The organism is Paenibacillus sp. FSL K6-0108 (assembly GCF_045040695.1).
Classification (GTDB): Bacteria; Bacillota; Bacilli; order Paenibacillales; family Paenibacillaceae; genus Paenibacillus; species Paenibacillus pabuli_B.
In genome coordinates, this window is the sequence record NZ_CP150288.1 from 5,564,337 (window position 1) to 5,583,846 (window position 19,510).

The following is a 19,510-nucleotide window of genomic DNA, read 5'->3' on the forward strand; positions in this document are numbered from 1 at the left end:
AAACCAAATGATGCAATTCGAATCATAACCATGCGGAATTATTGAAAAATTTCTAAAATTAATAATTCTTCTGTAAGAATTGCAGAATTTCCTGGTTCATCTGCACCAACACGTCTTGAGACGGAAAATGACCTGTGTCGTATTTGATTGCTTTGACATTCGGAATAATCTTCTGAGCTCTTTCGATGACCTTATCTGCCGGGAAAAAGACATCCTTCTCTCCCACCAGCAGCAGTGTTGGCGATGTATAATTCTCCAATTCTTCCTGCTCCGTAAGCTTGGGCATATCCTGCTCCAGACTGACGTATTTGAAGATTTTCCCGATTATATTTTTATCTATTTCTTTCATACAACTGCATGACATGATATCCGCGATCTTTTGCAAAGAAGTTGGAGAAGAAGTCATTCTGTACGTTACGAGTGGCAACACGATATCCTGAGCCATTTTAATTTTGGATCCCACGGCCAGTCCAGCGGGTGCTACCAGAACAGAACATGCAATTCGGTCCGGAATGTAAGTTGCCAGTCTTAGGATAATTCCGCCTCCAAAGGAAGGTCCGATAAACGCACTTTTTTCGATCTTATAGTGGTCCAGCAAATCAGAAATCCACAAAGCCAAACTATCAAACCTTGCCGAAATTCGTGTTTCTTCACTGTAGCCTGGATGACCGATCGTATCCGGCGCGATAATCCGGTATTCTTTGAATAGGGAAGAGAACCATGACAACGTCATCGGATTCACACAATTTCCGCCCTGGAGAATAAATAGCGGCTTGCCGTCTTCTGGACCTGTTAATAAAACATGCGTTTGTCCAAAACGTGTCTCGACGTACTCTCGTGAAAAACCCTCACCCAATTGCTCAACATACGCTTCGTATTCCGCAAGTATGCTGTTCTTGCCTTCTTCACTTCTATAAATGGAACTCATGTCTGCCTCCTGCATAGTATACTCTTTCAACTTTCTATGGATTTTAAGGTCCATAAATATAAAAGAGCCCGCTGAATGACAGGCTCCTTCATATGTGTAACTTATCATAATGAACTGATTATAGAATGGAAACTGGAAATTGTAAACATCGTTTCTCATAGAAAATTAATAATACAGAAATTGTAGAGAAAACGGGCTATTTCCGGCCATAATCCGCCTTGATTTCGCCCCACTGCTTGGTCTGCCATTTTAGCACTTTATTGCTGTACGTATTCGTCCGGAGCCACTGCTCTGCACGGTCAATCATCAGCCAGATCTCTTCGGTGGAAGCATCCCTTGCGAGTGTGGTGGATACCGCTTTTTGCTTTAACCATTTCATTGCATTGACGGAGTCCGTATAAACCGTCTTGTTACTGCCCTCTTTTTTGAGATACGCCAAGGCATGTACGATTGCCAGAAATTCACCCAGATTATTCGTACCTTTGGAAATTGGCCCAACGGAGAAAATAATCTCACCCGTGCGGGTATCCACACCTTTATATTCCACCGGTCCTGGGTTCCCGCGCGTACCAACGTCAACCGAGATGCTGTCATAGTCAATTTCTGCGGATGTTTCCATGCCTGCGCTTCTTCCGCTGCTGCCAGTCTTCGTCTTTGAAGAAGCGCCAGAACCACTTGCACCAGTACCCCAGTTTCCTTTCCATCCCGCACGATATGCCTCCTCGGCGGCAGCTTTCGATTCATACGATTTATATTTTGCACCAGTAAAATGATCTGTCTGTGCTTTGCATTCCGCCCATGTGCTGTATACGCCAGGCTGCTTTCCTGCCCAGACAACATAGTATTTCTGCTTTGCCAATATGACCCGCTCCTTCGTTAACTGCATTCCATTCCTTATTGTAAACGATAGGAAGGTGAGATTGAAAGACGCGTGTTCATCTTATTCCTACAGTCGATACCTCCATTTCTTTAACATGTCTAATGCTACTCCCAAGAGCTTGCTTTGGTTGCTTGAGATTTGAATTTCGATGAGTTGTTGACACTTAAGATTCTGTGAATCGGATAACCTACCCATCATTTGCTCCAGCAGCATGAATGACTGCGCGCTCACTTCCAGACTGGAGTCGCCGATAAATGGGATAATGTCCTCTATGTGTACTATGTAATTCAGATTTTCAAGAGCGTATAGCAATGTGCCTCTGCTTCCTGATGTCTTGGGATCTATGATGACTTCAATTAATGGTTCGACGGCTCGATCATCTCCAATGTCAGATAAAGCGATGGCAATTTCATTACGTAGGATTTTGTTATCCGTAGATTTCAGGAGGTCAATCAGGAAAGCGAATTGAGTGGTATCCTTTTTTTCACCAATATATGCGATCTGTTTAATAAGGCCTTCCATATCTCCTTGGAAAAGATGCTTTTGTATCATGTTGGTATACATTGTACGTTGTATCACTCCTCATTTGGTTAGAAGAACGCTCTTCATAGTAATATCGGTCATTTCCTTATTTTAGGATGTAGTATAATGGTCCTTATAATGTCGGGACTATTTTCCTTATCCACATCTCTTGTCCTAAGGCAATTGTATATTTCAACCAGATCAGGAACAGGCTAAGAAATACGACACATGATTAGGTACAGAAAGGAACACAACCAATGGACTGGATATGGAAATCCATCTTGCTTGTACTGATTGGCATGATTCTGCTGCGGATTGCGGGACGTAAATCGATCTCACAAATAAGTGTAGCCACGACGGTCATCATGATCTCGATCGGAACAACAATAGTACAACCCATCGCGAATCACGAACTTGGCAAAGCGATTGGGTCAGCGTCAGTATTTATCCTCACGCTTCTAATCGTTGAACAATTGCAATTGAAGTTTAATTGGTTTGAAAAACTGATAAGTGGAAAATCAAAGGTTGTCGTGGAAGATGGAAAGTTGAATCTGCCAAATTTGAAACGCATGCGCTTTTCCGTGGACCAATTGGAGATGCAGTTGCGGGAGAAGGGGATTACCAGTATTGCCGATCTGGAAACGGCCACGATGGAACCAAACGGACAGCTTGGATACGTGCTCAAACGGCACGCACGCCCAGTAACCATAGGCGATTTGGAAGCACTCCTGAAGCAAGGCACGTGGCCCACGGAATCCAAGGAATTGTTCCAGGAGGTCATCCAGGACGGACACTCGAGTCCGATTGACTCCAAGATACAGTAAATGAAATAGTTGAATACAATCTAGAGATGACTGGCCGCAGGTGGCCCCTTTCTACAGCATGTAAAAAAGACACCCGAATATCTTCAGGTGTCTCTTAGTTTTCTTAAACGGCAACCCGTTATGAAATTAGGACTTGGAGGAAACTTCCGTTTTGACCATGTGGTCCGGAATGTTGTTATTGGCAATGATTTCTCCAAATGGACCGACAAAGGAATGATGGCCCCTTTCTCCATGTTGCGAGTACTGAAGCTTTGGAAATAACAGCTCCGCGGTACGATAACATTCTTCCAGATGCGGATAACCGGATAAAATGAAGGTCTCGATCCCCAGTTCTTCATACTCTCTGATTCTGGCAGCGACCTGATCTGGATCACCGACAAGAGCGGTTCCGGCACCACCTCTAACCAAACCAATGCCCGCCCACAGATTGGGGCTAATCTCCAGGTTGGAACGATCACCATTATGCAGCCTGGCCATTCTCTGCTGTCCCACGGAATCCATGCGGTCATAGATCTTCTGGGCTGCGGTTATTGTCTCCTCATCCAGGTGGGAGATCAGCTCATTAGCGGCCTTCCATGCTTCATCTGCTGTCGGACGTACAATCACATGCATACGTATGCCAAAACGAATGCTTCTGCCTTTTTTTGCAGCCAACTCCCTCATTTGATGAATTTTGGCTTCCACCTGACCTGGTGGCTCACCCCACGTTAAATACACATCGACATGGTCTGCTGCCACTTCCATTGCAGCGTTCGAGGAACCTCCAAAATAGAGTGGTGGATGCGGCTTTTGAATGGTCGGGTACAGGACGGAACCACCCTTTACCTTCAAATATTCCCCTTCATAGTCAACCGTCTCTCCCTCCAGTTCCTTGCGCCAAATCGTCAGAAACTCATCGGCTAACGCATAGCGTTCATCATGATCCAGGAAGAGTCCCTCTCCTTCAAGCTCAATGGGATCTCCCCCAGCCACCACATTGATCAACAGTCTTCCTTTGGAGAAACGATCCAGTGTTGCAGCCATGCGTGCCGCTGTGGTTGGCATCATCAGACCTGGTCGCGCAGCAACAAGAAACTTCAGCCTTTCCGTGGAAGAAATCAGCGATGAAGCAACAATCCAGGCATCTTCACATGACTTTCCCGTAGGTAGCAAAACACCGGCATATCCAAGTTCATCCGCGGCTTGTGCCACCTGCTTGCAGTAATGATAACTGACCGCCCGGGCTCCTTCTTTTGTTCCAAGATACCTGCCATCCCCGTGTGTGGGAATAAACCAAAACAGTTCCATAGGTATGACCTCATTCCTACCTTTATATTTTATTTTTCCGATTGATTTGGTATGTTTTATTTATTATGATAGCTATTATCTGCTGGATATCAACGATCAATTAGGCAGAATCTGACGGTTAAACAACGCATTTGACCGATGTGTTGCGAAAATGTCTTATTCATCTACATTCCCAAACCATTTGAAGGCTCAACAAAGTTGATCAATTCGTTGTTTTCGAGGTGATGAGAAGTGAATGACTCCCGTGGAGTGGATCGAAGAATTATACGAACCCGTGTGATGATTTCCGAAGCTTTCCTGAACATTCTGCCACAGAAATCCTTCGCCGAAATTAGTGTCGTTGACATCGCCGAACAAGCGAATATCAATCGCTCTACCTTTTACGCCCACTTTCTGGACAAGGATGACTTATTGGACAGCATGGTGAATGAAAAATTTCAACTGCTTGATCAGTTATTGACGAAACGGAATACCCGCCTTGGGAGTTTACCTTCATTGAATGAGCCAGATCCCATATTTTCAGTCTTGTTTGAGCATATATTAGAGCATGATGAATTCTATCGGGTGATGCTGCTCATCGATCCTGCCGGGAATTTCAACAGCCGGTTGAATGAAGTGATTAGAGAGGCGTTCTTCGATCGAATTTCCCGCTTTGACATGGTGCAAAAAGAAGTGCCCCTGGATATTTTACTGGATCATATCAGCTTCTCCACCACCGGAATTATCTACAGATGGCTTGCTGACACTAAAGTATGCTCTCCTCACTATATGGCTCTTCAACTAACCCGCATTGCTCTGCTAGGAACATATCAAGCAATGGGAGTATCAGGTTAGAGGAAGTAGTCATTCCTCTAATAACAGTCATGAGGACATGATTGATACAAGTGACACGTGATACTTACGATAAAACAAAAAGAACTGTCACTTAAGCATTTATCGCGCTTAAAGACAGTTCTTTGGCCGTTTAGTCCGTAATTGTCTCACCGTGTACTCAAGTAAGCAATACCCAATCCCCCGGTAACCGGATTCTCGTAAATTTCACATTCAACATCGAATACTTCACCAATCATTTCACGGGTCAGAATATCGGCGGGTTTGCCATGAACCACAATCTGTCCCTGCTTCACGACATAGAGGTAATCGCAATACTCTGCGGCGAGTTCCAGATCATGGAGCGCAGCCAATATGCCGATGTCCAAACTCCGCACAATGTTGAGGATCTGGAGCTGATATTTGATATCCAGATGGTTGGTAGGCTCGTCCAATATCAGAAATTCGGGCTGCTGCGCCAGCACTCGGGCAAGAACCACTCGCTGCTTCTCCCCGCCGGACAGGGACACGTAGTTGCGGTCCGCATGTCCGGTCAGATGAACCTTTTCCAGCGCCTGCTCCACGATTTCATGATCCCGTTCATTATCCGTCTCCAGCAGCTTCTTGTGCGGGGTACGACCCATCATGACCATTTCACGTACCGTAAAATCAAAGCTCAACTCGTTAAACTGACCCACAACGCCCATATGCCGGGACACAACCTTGGGACTGGATTTCAGAATGTCCGTATCATCGAGAAATACTTTGCCTTGCTGCGGTTTGATCACTTTATAGATGCTCTTGAGCAGCGTTGATTTGCCACAACCGTTCGGGCCAATCAGGCCAACGAATTGCTTGCCATTTACCTGTAAAGAAATGTCCCGGATAATATCCGTGTTCAGCACCGATATGGATACATTTTCTACATTCAGTTTCATGTTTATTTTCCTCCAAAACCGTAGCCTTTTTTGACTAACATATACATAAACATCGGTGCACCAATCATCGCTGTAATGATCCCGATCGGCAATTCAACGCTGGAAATCAGTGATCGTGCAATAACATCCGTCCAGATCAGGAAGATGGCACCGAATAGTACGGATACAGGCATCACTTTACGATGGTCCGATCCAACCAGCCCTCTCACGATATGCGGAATAATTAATCCGACAAAACCGATCATGCCGCAGCTTGCTACCATTACGCCGGTTACTAGAGCTGTTAACAGCATGTATATTCTGCGATATACACTTAGATTAATCCCGAGTGTAACCGCGGCTTCGTCACCCAGCAGCATCGTATTAAGAACCCGGGATTGCAGCAGGAAGAACAAAATAGCTACGAGCACAACGATGCTAATCAGTGGAAGCTTGTTCCATCCGGATGAGGCGAGACTACCCATAGTCCAGAATGTTACCGTCTTGATGCCTTCGGCATTGTTGGCAAAATAAATGATAAAGTTCGAAAAGGCGCTACATAGCGCATTAATGACCATCCCGGCAAGCACCAGCTTGACCGACGTCATTTTCCCCCGAATACCTGCCAGTGCCAGGACCAGCAAGGATGCACCCATCGCTCCGGCAAATGCCCAGAAGGCCACCCCGGTCTGAGCCAGCCAGCCAATTGCTCCGAATCCGATCAGAATGGCAAACGTAGCCCCGAGTGAAGCTCCTGAGGAAATCCCCAGTATATACGGGTCTGCGAGCGGATTCTGTACGGCAGCCTGCATAACTGCACCGCACAAGGCCAGCCCGGCACCGATAAACATCGCCATCAGTACACGCGGAAAGCGAATCTGCCAGATGATATCCGTAAAGGACCCCGCCTCAATCGGCATAGAGCCGAATTGAAATCCGGTTAATTTGTACAACAGAATACGATAAGACTCAGCGAGCGGAATGCTCACCTGTCCAATGGATACAGCAATTCCAACCGAAATAACCATGACGATGATTAAAGCGGCAACCAATACTGCAAAACCGGATTTGCTGTGAATCAGGGACTCCCTCATCCCCATACGCTGCTTCTGAATCTGAACCGTCTGTTCCATCTCTTCCCCCATCAATTCTCATATAATTTAATCACTAAAAATTAAGCTATTTACAAACCATTTTCTCGGATTATAATTGAGAATGATTATCTTTGTCAATTTAAGAATAATACATATCAGCTGGATGCACTGGTCCTGGTGAAACTAAAAATACGTTTTGCACTCCATTTAACTGCCCATATTGAAATTCAGGCTTGACATTAGTTTGATAACAAACTATATTACTCGTATGAAAACGACAGACACTATATCACTCATATCCAAAATTAAAGAGAAAGTCAACCGCTTCATTTTATCCGAGATGGCTGAGCAGGGAATCCAGGATCTGGCTACGTCCCATGGAGATATCATCTATGCCCTGTACAACCATGCCCAAATGACCATGGCTGAAATCGCCAAAAAAATTGGCAAGGATAAATCCACGGTCACAGCACTTGTCGACAAATTGGTGCGCAATGGTTATGTCGCCAAAGAGCGTGATGCAACAGATTCACGGATTGTCCATGTGACATTGACTGCAAAAGGAGAAGAACTTAAACCTGTCTTTGAAGATATTTCACAGCGCATGCTGGACGCGTTCTATGCGGATGTGACTGAAGCGGAGAAAAAGGAACTGCTTCGAATTTTGCTGAAAATTCACGGCAACTTCTAATTTTTTTTGGAATAATAGTTTGATATAAAACTAAATTTTGGAGGTATATCCTAATGATCGATTTTACTCAATTGCTGCCTGAACATGAAATCAAAACGATAGGGGAACATGATTTGTACCTTGAAATATATGAAGGTAATCCGGCCTTCCACTCGGAAAAACCAGTAAAAAGACCGCCCCTTCTGTTTGTTCATGGCGCTTATACTGGCAGTTGGATGTGGAGCAAGTACATCCCCCACTTCGTTGAACAAGGCTGGACTTGCTACGTCATGAACCTGCGAAGTCATTACAAAAGCCGGGTAATGGACATGACAAAAATTACGTTTGACGATTATTTGGAGGATATTCGTGAAGTTCTGGCACAGTGTGACGAGCCCCCTGTTCTCATCGGCTTCAGCATGGGCGGAATACTCAGCCAGAAAATTGCCGAGACGATTACTTTAACTGGATTGGTGATCATTGATTCCAGCCTAAGCCAGGAAGTTCATCAATTGATTCCCTATCCTGAGACTGATCGAATGACACCTGACATTGTCATCCCTCCCCCGGCTCGTGAAGAACATAGCAGTATTGATGAAGCTGCCGAAGACATTGCTTTCCAGCGTAAATATCTGCAGATGGAGTCATCGAAGGCATTTCTCACATTTTCGGCGGCATCGGGCTTAAGTAGCGGTGTATCCATCAACGGTTATTTAATTACATGTCCGAGCCTGGTCATCAAAGCTGTAGAATCCGATGACGAAGAGCGAAGAGGTCAACTGACTGCAGAACAGCTGGGCGCTGAATATGCAGGGCTGTGGAATACGACCCATACCGGATTGCTCGTTGGCCAGCGATATAAGGAAGCTGTGGAGATCATCCTAAAATGGTTAAACAGTAGACAAAATTAATCGCTAATCTCACACAATGGCTTCTCTTAGAAGGTAATTCAATAGCATGTACTGTCAACCCAATTCTTCCTATGAATAAGTTTTAGCATCCGCACCTTTTTCAAGTGTACGTGCACTTCTGGGCACACGCCTACATACAATAAATCGACCCTGTTCCCACATGTGCTCAGGCCAGATCGTTGTAAAACTGCAGGAGGTGTCATCTGTGCCCGGATTGTTTACCGCAATTGCCCTGTTCATTAAAGAGTTAACGTTACTCGTCTCGTATGTCAAAAACAATGCCTTTCCTCAGCCACTTGCTGAGGATGATGAAGCCAAACATTTACGCCTCATGGCCGAAGGTAATGCTCATTCGCGTAATTTGCTTATCGAACACAATCTGCGCCTCGTGGCGCATATCGTCAAGAAATTTGACAATACTGGCGAAGATCAGGAAGACCTCATTTCCATCGGAACCATCGGCTTAATTAAAGCCATTGAAAGTTTCCAGCAAGGAAAGGGCACGAAGCTGGCTACATTTGCTGCTCGCTGTATCGAAAATGAAATACTTATGCACCTTCGTTCCCTGAAAAAAACACGTAAAGACGTTTCCCTTCATGATCCAATCGGCACGGACAAAGAGGGCAACGAAATTACATTAATCGATATTCTCGGAACAGAAGCGGACGATGTTGTAGACAAGGTGCAGCTCAAGATTGAAAAAAGCAAAATTTATCGCAATTTGGATATCCTTGATGATCGGGAGAAAGAAGTCGTCATTGGCCGATTTGGGCTTGAAGCGGGTGGGGAGGAACGTACGCAGCGCGAAATTGCCAAGGAACTGGGCATTTCCCGCTCCTATGTATCCCGTATTGAGAAGCGTGCACTCATGAAGCTGTATCATGAATTTTATAAGCAAAAGAGCTAGTTGTTACTGTCTCACGAATTGTATATATGAAGATTATACTCCTTTAATTGAAGAAAGCTTGTCATGAAACCTCAACGGTTTCTGGGCAAGCTTTTTTTGTTTTTTTGGAGTGGTCTGCTGTCTATAACACCCTTCTCGTCTTGCTATTTTTTCTCTATCAAAAGCACATTCTATCTCATTTTCTTTAAATGTAAATTTTTGTTGTTTAATTGAATATTTTACCTTATTATAGATTTCGAAAGGAGGACCAGATGTATGTTTACATAATTTAACGCAACTCGCTTATACCCGGTCTATCGATTTGTCTTGCAATCTATTTATTTTCTGGGAGGAAAATGATTATGCACAATGTGCGCTCTTCGATTAAAAAGGCATGGGCTTCATTTCTCGTACTCTCTCTTTTACTACCGCTTCTCGCAGGTATTTGGCCTTCGCATGTATACGGTGCATCTAACAACGAAGGTTCAATTACATTAACAGCAGATAACGAATTTACATTGTATTTTAACGGCAAAGCGATTGGTACAGGAAATGATTGGAGTAAAGCCTATACTTTCCCCCTTCAGATTCAAACAGGTAAAAACGTCATTGCAGTGCAAGCCAAGGATCTGGGCAGTTATGCGGGGCTGCTCGCTGACCTCAGCTATATGGATGAAAATATCGTAACGGATTTCAACTGGAAAGTGTCCGACCGCTATGTTGGCGGCTGGGAGCAGCCGAACTTTGATGACGCTTCCTGGTCTCGTGCTACCGATTTCGGTCGGTTCGGTGCATCGCCATGGAACCAGATTACGGGCATGCCAGAGGATACCAGCGCTCGCTGGATCTGGGCAGGCAGCAGCAATTACAACACTCCGATTACCGAAGGTTATTTCCGAATTTCCTTTAATGTGAATGAAGATGGACTGGCTGTCAGCAATCCGGTACAATCGTCCGGTCAGTTCGAACAAGTCGATTTTCAGTTAAAGCCCACACTCCCCATGCCTTCCCTCATCTCGCAAAAACTTCCTGTTGTGAACGCGGTATTTGAGACCGCCGAGGAACAGGGCAGTTTTAATCTGTCCTCTCAAGAAGCCGCCCAGCTGGGTAACAGTCTGGTGTCCGGGCAGATCTTTCTGGATCAAACATCTGCTCGTGCCATCAAAGTAACCAATACGACCAGCAATTCGGGTGGAACGCTCGTTGAATACACTATACCTGGTGTAGAAGAGGTATTTGACTATTACGATATTCCCGAGCAGGAAGTATCTCTGGAAGAGCGTAATATCGTTATGCCTGACCCTGACATGGTGCTAAACGCTCAAGATCTTCTGCAATCTGATGCTGTTTCGTCACAAGCTGACTACAGCGATTCCTCGATCATTCGACAATATCATGTGGATGATGCTCTAAGCCCAACCGAAGAGTCTCTTGAGACGCTGGAGCAGAACAGCCAAACTGAACTGAATCAGGAAAATCTCGCAAATGATGCTGCTGCCATGCAATTGGACGACATCATCCGGACAGCCGGAACAGATGATTTTGCCAATTGCCGCAAATCTGGTAATGAATTCGTCTGTGATTTTAAGAAAGTTCTCGTGAATCAGCAAAATTCCAATGGTAACAAAGTCTATGTAGAGGCAGGCGGCAAGCTTACGTTGATTACGCCAAAGGTAACCGGGAAATATGGATTCTGGGGCAATTATGATCTGAAATTTACAGCTGGCGAGAAAGCCAACATCTACATCAAGGGCGATGCAAAATTTAAAAAGGAAGTCAAAGTCCCCATCCTTGGATTCAACATTAATGCCGGCAGTCTCGGTGCTGTCTCCGTTGGTGTATTTCTCGTTATCGGTGTAGATGGCAGTGTCACGTTTGAATTCCAGGTAGATCAGGGATACACCGTAACTGCTGGAGTCAAAGGGAAAACCCGTGTCTTCATCCCTGTCAAAATCCAACCCTACAGCAGTGTGGACAAATATCTGACCGTTACCCATAAAATCGAAGGACAGATCACTGCCTGGGCAGGTGCCAAAGCTGAGGTGGGTCTGACCATTGCTGGCAAAAAAATTCTGGAGGTGAGCGTCTTCGCCGGCATTGAGGGAACGGGAAAATGGACAAGCAGCACGGATGTGCCAAGCACCATGTCCCTCACCATCGATGCTCTCGTCAAAGGAGAGGGTGCTGTATTCAATAAGTCGTTTAAGCTCTTTGAATTACGCTGGAATCTGGTGAAACTGGAGAAAAACCCAACAACCAACCCTGGCACAGGAACGAACCTGGCGCGAAATGCAGCCATAACGGTTGATTCAACCTTCTCGGGGTATTCAGCAGCCAAGATCAACGATGGAGACCGGAATACAACACTCGGTGAAAATTACAGCTGGGCTAACGATCGAAATTCCCCATTGCCTCAATATGTGGTAGTGGATATGCGTGCAGCCAATTCCATCAACCGGATTGATTTATATACCTCACAAGGCTATCCAATTGCGGATTATGATCTACAGTACTGGAATGGCCTAATCTGGGTGAATCTGGTTCAGGTAACAGGCAACCAGGAACTGATGCGGTCACATACGTTTAGCGCGGTAAATACAACCAAAGTCCGTGTTGTCGCTCGCAAGGGGCCAAGCCATCAGCCAGGATATGTACGAATTAACGAACTCGAAATCTATGGCAATCCGAATCTGGCTCGCAGCGCATCCATCACAGCAGACTCCACTTTCAGTGGATATGCTGTATCCAAAATAAATGATGGTGATCGCAGTACAGCACTTGGCGGAACATCAAGCTGGGCCAACGGGGCGAACACGCCTCTCCCTCAGAATGTGACGCTGGACCTTGGTCAAAGCAAACAAGTGAGCAAAGTTGATTTGTACACGACACAAGGTTACGTACTGGCTGACTACGATCTCGAATACTGGAACGGATCAAGCTGGGTTTCCCTTGTCAAGGTTACCGCTAATAAAGATACGTATCGAACCCACAGCTTTAGCCCGGTGAACACTTCAAAAATTCGGATCGTGTGTCGCACAGGCCCATCTCATCAGGCAGGGTATGTACGGATTAACGAGCTCGAAATCTATTAATCCTAAACCAAGAAATGATAAAAGCCTCCGCCCCACACGTTAATGTGGAAAGCGGAGGCTTTTCAATCTTTGATATGTTCACTGCCCACGAGGATCTTTATACACTCACTGAAACGATCGAGCCGACCTTTTGAAGCAAAAGGAATTCTTTCCCGACATTTTCAATAAAATATTTCTTCTCCCCGAGTAAGACAACATCATTCTCTGCCAATTGAACATCGCTTTTGAAATAGATAAAATTATCTGTTTCTCTGAACGCACCTTTGTAGTAGTACAAGTTGCCACCTTCTCCTTGGAAAATTGAATGATTCCAACTACTATAACTACTATTCTTTTCGTTTAAAACACATCTTGTAAAGCATAAGCCCCATACCAGATGAACAAATAAGATATCCAAAGAACAGGAAGAGTAAATAAACACCGTGAAGATCTTCAGGAATCTGATGTACACCCTCAAACCAAACAGTTCGAAAAGGATACAGCAGCGCTACCCAAACGATCAGCAAGGCCAGAATATAATTAATGATTTTTCTCAAAATAATGATCCTTTCAAGTCCAAATGGAGACAGGAATTAAAATATAGCTACTCCTAAGTAAAAGTAATCTTGCTGTTTTTTAGATATGTATTCTCTTTAGCGACATGAACGGCATGGATTTTAAATCTTTTATTTAAATTGAAATCCATCCTTTCTAATTATTATGATATACCAATCATACTTTAACTTGACTGGTTTGTCTTTTTCTAGTTAAAACTGTAATCCATCCATAGAACAGCCTCCATTCCACATGTGAATGCGGAGTGAAGGCTCATCTACCTATCTGTATTTAATTTACTGGGGCTGTATCCACAGCGTCTGCGATATCCGGCAGTCTCGTTTTGCGTTCCATCGTCACGCTAACGAGTAATCCCAGCAATCCAAATGCGGCTATGACTGCTGCATACAACGGTACCGAGATAAGCCCCGTATGTGTAATTGCAAACCCGCCTAAATAGGCACCACCTGCGTTACCCAGATTAAAAGCCGAATGACTTGATGTTGTCGCCAGCAGCGGCGCTTCGCGGGTCATATTCATGATTCGAATCTGCAGTCCTGGCATAATACCAAAAGCCGCAACACCCCAGCAGAAAATGGTGATTACCGCCAGATACGGATTGTTCAGCGTCAGCGTTAAGGCTGCCAGCAGAACTGCCAATATTCCGAAGTTAATCATCAGGGAGGGCATCAGCTTCCAGTCCGCAAGACGACCGCCAAGCATATTGCCCAGTGTAACGCCAACTCCGAATAACACCAGAATCCAGGTTACGCTCTGCTCGGCAAATCCACTAATATCAACAAGCATTGGCGTTATATAGGTGAACACTGTGAATAGACTTCCACACCCCATCGCACCAATCAGCAAAATTAATAACACCTGGGGACGAACCAGATTCCGGAATTGCTGACCCAGGTTAGCGGGTGGTCCCTGCTCGATGACCGGAATGAACCGAATGATCCCAATTAATGAGATAATACCCAAAATCGTAATGGCTCCGAACGATGACCGCCATCCCAGCTGCTGCCCGATAAATGTACCAAACGGCACACCAATAATATTGGCAATCGTTAGCCCAGCCAGGACTACGGATACCGCCCCTGCCCTTCTCTCCGGTGCAACCAATCGTGTTGCCATCAGCGAGCCTACACCCAGAAACGTACCGTGGGCGAATGCCGTCAGAATACGTGCCGAGATGAGCAGCCCGTAAGTTGGTGCAATAACAGATAACGCGTTACCGATGATAAAAATACACATCAGCAGTACCAGCAGCTTTTTCTGCGGAATCTTGTGAGTGAACACGGTTAGTACGGGCGCACCCACCGCCACACCAAGCGCGTAACCCGTAATTAACTGTCCAGCTTGGGGAATGCTCACATTCAAATCGGTCGCCACATTGGGCAGAAGTCCCATAATAATAAATTCTGTCATACCAATGGCAAAAGCCCCTACCGTCAGGCATAAAAGGGATAAGGGAAACGCCCCTCGTTTAGCAGATTCCGTAACTTCCGGTTCCGTTGTAGCTGATTCTGTCTTACGCATATGATGTTCTCTTCTCCTGTCTCTTCTATCTAGCTTCCGCCTTCGACCACAACGCCTCTGTCAATTCGTTCAGTGTATCTCGCAAGGCCAGCTTCTCTCGCCAGTGTGACGGAATGCTGCTTAATCCGTAATACGCACCGGCGATTTGCCCGTATACCGCTCCCGTGGTGTCCGCATCATCACCCAGATTCACCGCCAACAGCGCACCTTCCTCAAAGCTCGAAGAATGGTAGAATGCCCATAATGCCGCTTCAAGTGAACGAACGACATAGCCACTCCCCTGAATTTCAGGCGGTGCTTTATCCCGGTATGATCCTTGTACAACTTCTTCAATCGCTGGTGAAAAAGATTTCTCTTCCCTCCACTGACGGCAGGTATCAGGTCGTAACATGACGTCTTTGTCCGCTCCGTGCAGTCCTGCAACTAATATTGAAGCCAGCGCTTCACATGCCTCCACACTTTCAACAGCTGCATGTGTTGTTCTGGAACTCAACCCAGCATACTTTATTGCCTGATTCGGCTGATTGGCATATGCCATGGCTACAGGTGCCAGCCGCATGATCGAACCATTCCCTGCGGTCATCGGGTTCGTTGAACCACTGTACGCTTCACCTGTCGCTTCAAAACGTTCAAGTGCATTACGAGTAGCCCCACCAATATCAAAACAGGTTCCCGTACTGCTCATATAGCCGACCTGATACCAATTCGTATACCGTCTCATCTGGTCCCCAGGATCAAATTCCTCTTTTCTGACCAAGCTTTCTGCCAGGCATAGGGCCATCGACGTATCATCCGTCCATTGTCCGGGAGCCAGATCGAATACACCTCCGCCCACAATATCGGTAACAGGCTCAAACGTGCCGGGACTGCTGAATTCCACTGTGGTTCCCAGGGCATCTCCCGCGGCTAGCCCAATGAAACAACCTTGGAAACGATCCTTTAGCAGCATTTGCGCTCCCCCCTCTGCGATTTCTCTCTCCAATAACTTCTTCATTTTCCCACATGGCTTGATATGACGTAAAGAATTTTAATTGGTTTATTTAAACTGAAAAAGCAGATTTCCCGGTACACCGCTCACAACGTTTTGCAACCCTAACCTGACGGATCAGGTAACCCGGGTTGGACGCTCACCCCTTCGCAAGCTTTCGCCTTACGAACAGCTTGTTCACCCAGCGTTACGTAAACTGAATAGACATACGGCCAAGAAGCCGGGAGGAACCTATGCCTGTCGCATCGTTCCTTCCGGCTCTTTTCAATTGATGATTTATTCAAATGTTTTAATAAAATTTTTCTGATCCTTTGTAAATACATATCCACGATGTTCGTAAAATCGGTGAGCCGGGATTCGACTTGGATGAGACAGTAGTTTAATCCCGGAGTACCCGTTATTCTTTCCCCATTGCTCAAGAGACGCTATTAACAGGCTGCCTGTACCCTGATTTCTAGCCTTTTCCTTCACAACAAAGCCCAGAATATTTAGTAAAGAGTTGGCAAAAAGCAACTCATATGGACTTCCATGAATATAGCCAATGACCTCGTTATTCTGCTCACATACCAAAATCTTATCATTAGTTTTCGTTGTAATGACCTCTATCTTTTCCTTAACTTGCTGCTCGGAAAATTCATGCAGATTCGGGTTGAATTCCTGATTCAGCAAATAAATATCATGAACATCCGTCACCCTGATCTCCCTAATCTTTCTTTCTCGCATTCGATAACCCCTCATTCGCCGTTCAGTTTTGCACTCATTATCAAAGCACGATTACTCGTTCATGATGGAATTAATGGAGGCATAAACCATCGGCAGGAAACCCTCGGATGGTTCGCCAACCGGTGCATGGATATGGAAGGCGAAGCCATTGCCATCCAGCTCTTTTACGATGAAATACTCTGTTTTCTTATCGTTCTGAGACATCATGAACAATTTTGCCTCTTTCATCGGGCCATTGCTAAGCTTTTCCTCACTTAATTGCTTGACCGCTCCGGTTTCTGACAGCTCTTCCTTCGCATCCACCTTCAGTTCATTCAATTTATAATCCGAAGGCAGCTTTTCAATCTCTACCTCGTAATCCGGATCAATCTTCATGGTCAATTCATGATCATCCGCATCGTAAACCATCGGTTCAAATACATATAAAGAGTACCCCTTGCCTTGAGCCAGTGTAACCGGGCGCTTTTCGGTCATACCTTCCACGGTCACCTCAAGCTCAGACGTCTTTGGACGATCAGACGTAACATTGCCGCCTGTATTTGTACCGCTATTGTCATCATCGGACTTGATCTTGGCGATATCCTTAAGTACCAATTGTTTGGCCGTCTCATCGCCTTCAATGGCTTTCTCTACATATTTGAATTGAACGGAATCCTCATCGTCAATATCATCCAAGGACTTTTGCAGATCTTCACCCACCTGGAAAGACATCGGTTCCTCTTTCACACGAATTTCAACCGTGTGCGGGTCTGCCCATCCGGTCAAAATGCCTTGCGCTTCAATCACCGCACTTTCCTCAGGCTGCTTCCCTGGTGCCGGTGTCTGTTCCTCTGTATTATTTGCGGGTGGCTGAGCAGCAGGGCTGCTGTTACCGCAGGCCACAAGCGAGAATCCCATAACCAAAACAAGGAATGATGCACTAATATTCATCGTATTCCGCATATGAACACCTCCGTTAGCTTATACGCAATGATGTTTGTCCATGTTGCCTGACTTGCAACTTGACAGCTTAGTATTACTTACACGGCTGACCCGTCGCTCAATCATCCGAAAATGTTCAACAGCCTTTTACACCATGAATAATCAGCCGGCTTGTTCCATTTGCACAAGCTTCGCGTTGGCTGCGTTAAAAGCTTTTGTCTGCTTGTTGAACTGCTGTCTTGACTCGGCCACTTTGGCATATTGGCTGTTTCGTTCCCGAATCGCACGTTTGATTTTGACCAGATTGGGCTCCACACTGCCTCTCATCAATGCATACAACTGCTCGTCCGCATCAAGGCTCTGCCTGTAGGAGGCAACAAATGCTTCAAATGACGCAGCTCTTTGCTCATATTGATCCAATACCGTGTGGGCCTGAGCCAGATTCTCTTCCTTTTCAAAGGATAAATCATCCAGTGAAGTTCGCAGCTCTTTCATCTGTTCTTTTGTCCTGCTCATCACTGCTTCCGCTTGTTCGAGCAATGTTCTTCGCTCGGCAATATTTCCGTCTGCCTGATCGAGGAGAGCCTCCAAATTGCTGTTTTTGTTCTTCCCTTTACTCAAAATCGATCCGTACAATTCCATATCTTCCCGTTCATGACGGGCAATCTCCTTCAGGCTCTGGTTCATCTCCTGATCGGCAAGAATCAGTTGATTGACTTGATTTGCAGCAGGTACCTGCGGCTGACCGCAAGCACTGACAAGCAGAGCCAGCAATATGCTGACCCCGGCCAGAGCTATCTTTTTTCTTCTAAGCACCTCAGGGTGCCTCCTCTCTTGCATCTATCGCTCGATGACTTATCGCTTATTTCGTTATTTTTGCAAATGCCTGCTTATAACCGGGTATCCCCGCTAAAATTAGCTACCCAATGGGCGCTCGGATCGTAGACCTCAAACTCATAACCCCGATCTTCAAGCAGTTTCAGAATGCGCGGCAGTGCCTGTACCGTTTGCTCGCGCTCATGCATCAGAATCACTTCCTTGTCCCGATGCACACTGCTGCTGACCCGTTTCACGATTTTGTCCGGCTCACCCGGCAGATTCCAGTCAAGGGAATCGGTGGTCCAATCCCACAATTTGAATCCGGCCGCAGCAATGTCACCCCTGAAATCCTCGCCGATCTGTGGGCTGCTGCCATACGGAGCACGGATCAGGTGTGGCGTGAAGCCAATGAGGTCGTGGACCATCTTCTGCTCCTTCTTGAACTCCTTCACAAAATTAGCGGAGCTTCCGCTCTTATACAATTTGTTATAGTTATGTGTCATGCTGTGAAGCCCCGGATAACTGCCCTCTTTGACAAGCCGCTCCACTGCTTCCTTGTGTTGATTCAACTGGCGTCCAATCATGAAAAAGGTTGCCTTCGCCTCATGCTGCTTCAAAATATCCAGCAGTTGATCCGTATATACACTTGGTCCATCATCAAACGTTATGTATGCCAGCTTGCGCACTTGACCTTGGAACCGTACGGGCTCCTCTTTGGACTCCGGAGTCATTTCAATCATGCCAAGCTTGGTTGGCTGTTCAATCGCAGCGACTGGCGGAGGTGTTACATAATTCTTGATCCAGTGCGTCATGCCAATGAATGCATATGTTAAACCGATAATGAGCAGTGCCAGAAGCGCCAGCGCAGCACTCAGTCTCCCATACCGGATTTTTCTTCGTCCATGCGTCTTGGTTCGGCTTGTTCTATGCGGAATGCCGCCACTCTCTCCCGCTCTCTGTTGTTGAACTCTCACTTCCAGGCCACTTCCTTACTTTCATTTTTTCCCGATTATTGGTACATTATATCGTTTCATGTCTCTATATAGAAGATTAATAGAAAAATGGTCCTGGAGAATGACAGAATAGTTACAAGCCCGGTTACAATCTGCTTATCTATTTCTTCTCTTATGCTTTTCCTGCGGATGCATTCTCCTGTATAATA

General features: G+C 45.7%; 19 protein-coding genes. 6 read left to right on the forward strand and 13 right to left on the reverse strand.

The genetic code is table 11. From position 1 onward, the window contains the following. Positions 1-58: 58 nt before the first annotated feature. From MHB49_RS25360 to MHB49_RS25370, 3 genes are all read right to left on the reverse strand, one after another. Positions 59-928 (reverse strand): alpha/beta fold hydrolase, encoded by an 870-nt coding sequence (locus MHB49_RS25360; protein ID WP_405153426.1) that lies wholly within the window; start codon positions 926-928, stop codon positions 59-61. A 196-nt stretch (positions 929-1,124) separates the two neighbouring features. Beyond that, positions 1,125-1,787, reverse strand: a complete 663-nt coding sequence (rnhA, locus tag MHB49_RS25365) for a ribonuclease H (protein ID WP_405153427.1) — start codon at positions 1,785-1,787, stop codon at positions 1,125-1,127. Positions 1,788-1,874: 87 nt separating this feature from the next. Beyond that, positions 1,875-2,372: a HEAT repeat domain-containing protein gene (locus tag MHB49_RS25370; RefSeq protein ID WP_405153428.1), complete on the reverse strand. Its 498-nt coding sequence runs from the start codon at positions 2,370-2,372 to the stop codon at positions 1,875-1,877. A gap of 215 nt (positions 2,373-2,587) precedes the next feature. Between MHB49_RS25370 and MHB49_RS25375 the strand changes: the two genes are divergently transcribed. Further along, positions 2,588-3,154, forward strand: a complete 567-nt coding sequence (locus MHB49_RS25375; protein WP_247898670.1) for a DUF421 domain-containing protein — start codon at positions 2,588-2,590, stop codon at positions 3,152-3,154. A 126-nt stretch (positions 3,155-3,280) separates the two neighbouring features. On the opposite strand, the gene ssuD is transcribed toward MHB49_RS25375, so the two are convergent. Next, positions 3,281-4,441, reverse strand: a complete 1,161-nt coding sequence (gene ssuD / locus MHB49_RS25380; RefSeq protein ID WP_405153429.1) for an FMNH2-dependent alkanesulfonate monooxygenase — start codon at positions 4,439-4,441, stop codon at positions 3,281-3,283. Between the two features lie 231 nt (positions 4,442-4,672). Between ssuD and MHB49_RS25385 the strand changes: the two genes are divergently transcribed. Then, positions 4,673-5,275 (forward strand): TetR/AcrR family transcriptional regulator, encoded by a 603-nt coding sequence (locus MHB49_RS25385; protein WP_405153430.1) that lies wholly within the window; start codon positions 4,673-4,675, stop codon positions 5,273-5,275. A 146-nt stretch (positions 5,276-5,421) separates the two neighbouring features. Here MHB49_RS25385 and MHB49_RS25390 read toward each other — a convergent pair whose 3' ends face one another. Both MHB49_RS25390 and MHB49_RS25395 read right to left on the reverse strand, forming a co-directional pair. Next, on the reverse strand, positions 5,422-6,189 hold the full coding sequence (locus MHB49_RS25390; RefSeq protein ID WP_405153431.1) for an ABC transporter ATP-binding protein: 768 nt from the start codon (positions 6,187-6,189) through the stop codon (positions 5,422-5,424). Between the two features lie 2 nt (positions 6,190-6,191). Further along, entirely contained in the window at positions 6,192-7,262 is a 1,071-nt protein-coding gene (locus MHB49_RS25395; RefSeq protein ID WP_405157238.1) for a FecCD family ABC transporter permease, read from the reverse strand. A 268-nt stretch (positions 7,263-7,530) separates the two neighbouring features. Between MHB49_RS25395 and MHB49_RS25400 the strand changes: the two genes are divergently transcribed. The 4 genes from MHB49_RS25400 (at position 7,531) to MHB49_RS25415 (ending at position 12,821) form a co-directional block, all read left to right on the forward strand. Beyond that, entirely contained in the window at positions 7,531-7,953 is a 423-nt protein-coding gene (locus tag MHB49_RS25400; protein ID WP_405153432.1) for a MarR family winged helix-turn-helix transcriptional regulator, read from the forward strand. Between the two features lie 53 nt (positions 7,954-8,006). After that, positions 8,007-8,843 carry an alpha/beta hydrolase gene (locus tag MHB49_RS25405; protein WP_405153433.1) on the forward strand — a complete coding sequence of 279 codons (837 nt, stop codon included), beginning with the start codon at positions 8,007-8,009 and terminating at the stop codon, positions 8,841-8,843. Positions 8,844-9,048: 205 nt separating this feature from the next. Next, complete coding sequence (sigK, locus tag MHB49_RS25410; RefSeq protein WP_024628561.1) at positions 9,049-9,750, forward strand: RNA polymerase sporulation sigma factor SigK; 702 nt, start codon at positions 9,049-9,051, stop codon at positions 9,748-9,750. Positions 9,751-10,091: 341 nt separating this feature from the next. Beyond that, the gene (locus MHB49_RS25415) at positions 10,092-12,821 is read left to right on the forward strand and encodes a discoidin domain-containing protein (protein WP_405153434.1); all 2,730 of its coding nucleotides are present in this window, start codon (positions 10,092-10,094) and stop codon (positions 12,819-12,821) included. A 97-nt stretch (positions 12,822-12,918) separates the two neighbouring features. Here the strand turns inward: MHB49_RS25415 and MHB49_RS25420 are convergent, their stop codons facing one another. The 7 genes from MHB49_RS25420 to MHB49_RS25450 form a co-directional block, all read right to left on the reverse strand. Continuing rightward, on the reverse strand, positions 12,919-13,098 hold the full coding sequence (locus tag MHB49_RS25420; protein WP_247898739.1) for a hypothetical protein: 180 nt from the start codon (positions 13,096-13,098) through the stop codon (positions 12,919-12,921). A 548-nt stretch (positions 13,099-13,646) separates the two neighbouring features. After that, the gene (locus MHB49_RS25425) at positions 13,647-14,897 is read right to left on the reverse strand and encodes an MFS transporter (RefSeq protein WP_405153435.1); all 1,251 of its coding nucleotides are present in this window, start codon (positions 14,895-14,897) and stop codon (positions 13,647-13,649) included. Positions 14,898-14,922: 25 nt separating this feature from the next. Then, positions 14,923-15,891 carry an ADP-ribosylglycohydrolase family protein gene (locus MHB49_RS25430; RefSeq protein WP_405153436.1) on the reverse strand — a complete coding sequence of 323 codons (969 nt, stop codon included), beginning with the start codon at positions 15,889-15,891 and terminating at the stop codon, positions 14,923-14,925. A 270-nt stretch (positions 15,892-16,161) separates the two neighbouring features. Then, the gene (locus MHB49_RS25435; RefSeq protein ID WP_247898742.1) at positions 16,162-16,608 is read right to left on the reverse strand and encodes a GNAT family N-acetyltransferase; all 447 of its coding nucleotides are present in this window, start codon (positions 16,606-16,608) and stop codon (positions 16,162-16,164) included. A gap of 51 nt (positions 16,609-16,659) precedes the next feature. Next, the gene (locus MHB49_RS25440) at positions 16,660-17,550 is read right to left on the reverse strand and encodes a hypothetical protein (protein WP_247898743.1); all 891 of its coding nucleotides are present in this window, start codon (positions 17,548-17,550) and stop codon (positions 16,660-16,662) included. Between the two features lie 141 nt (positions 17,551-17,691). Further along, positions 17,692-18,345 carry a YkyA family protein gene (locus MHB49_RS25445; RefSeq protein ID WP_405153437.1) on the reverse strand — a complete coding sequence of 218 codons (654 nt, stop codon included), beginning with the start codon at positions 18,343-18,345 and terminating at the stop codon, positions 17,692-17,694. 74 nt (positions 18,346-18,419) lie between these two features. Beyond that, positions 18,420-19,322: a polysaccharide deacetylase family protein gene (locus tag MHB49_RS25450; protein WP_405153438.1), complete on the reverse strand. Its 903-nt coding sequence runs from the start codon at positions 19,320-19,322 to the stop codon at positions 18,420-18,422. Positions 19,323-19,510 lie beyond the last annotated feature (188 nt).

Coding starts and splice junctions, on each gene's coding strand:
- MHB49_RS25360 (WP_405153426.1), bottom strand. CDS start 928: ATGAGTTCCATTTATAGAAGTGAAGAAGGCAAGAACAGCATACTTGCG.
- MHB49_RS25370 (WP_405153428.1), bottom strand. CDS start 2,372: ATGTATACCAACATGATACAAAAGCATCTTTTCCAAGGAGATATGGAA.
- MHB49_RS25375 (WP_247898670.1), top strand. CDS start 2,588: ATGGACTGGATATGGAAATCCATCTTGCTTGTACTGATTGGCATGATT.
- ssuD (WP_405153429.1), bottom strand. CDS start 4,441: ATGGAACTGTTTTGGTTTATTCCCACACACGGGGATGGCAGGTATCTT.
- MHB49_RS25390 (WP_405153431.1), bottom strand. CDS start 6,189: ATGAAACTGAATGTAGAAAATGTATCCATATCGGTGCTGAACACGGAT.
- MHB49_RS25395 (WP_405157238.1), bottom strand. CDS start 7,262: ATGAGGGAGTCCCTGATTCACAGCAAATCCGGTTTTGCAGTATTGGTT.
- MHB49_RS25400 (WP_405153432.1), top strand. CDS start 7,531: ATGAAAACGACAGACACTATATCACTCATATCCAAAATTAAAGAGAAA.
- MHB49_RS25405 (WP_405153433.1), top strand. CDS start 8,007: ATGATCGATTTTACTCAATTGCTGCCTGAACATGAAATCAAAACGATA.
- MHB49_RS25415 (WP_405153434.1), top strand. CDS start 10,092: ATGCACAATGTGCGCTCTTCGATTAAAAAGGCATGGGCTTCATTTCTC.
- MHB49_RS25425 (WP_405153435.1), bottom strand. CDS start 14,897: ATGCGTAAGACAGAATCAGCTACAACGGAACCGGAAGTTACGGAATCT.
- MHB49_RS25430 (WP_405153436.1), bottom strand. CDS start 15,891: ATGAAGAAGTTATTGGAGAGAGAAATCGCAGAGGGGGGAGCGCAAATG.
- MHB49_RS25435 (WP_247898742.1), bottom strand. CDS start 16,608: ATGCGAGAAAGAAAGATTAGGGAGATCAGGGTGACGGATGTTCATGAT.
- MHB49_RS25440 (WP_247898743.1), bottom strand. CDS start 17,550: ATGCGGAATACGATGAATATTAGTGCATCATTCCTTGTTTTGGTTATG.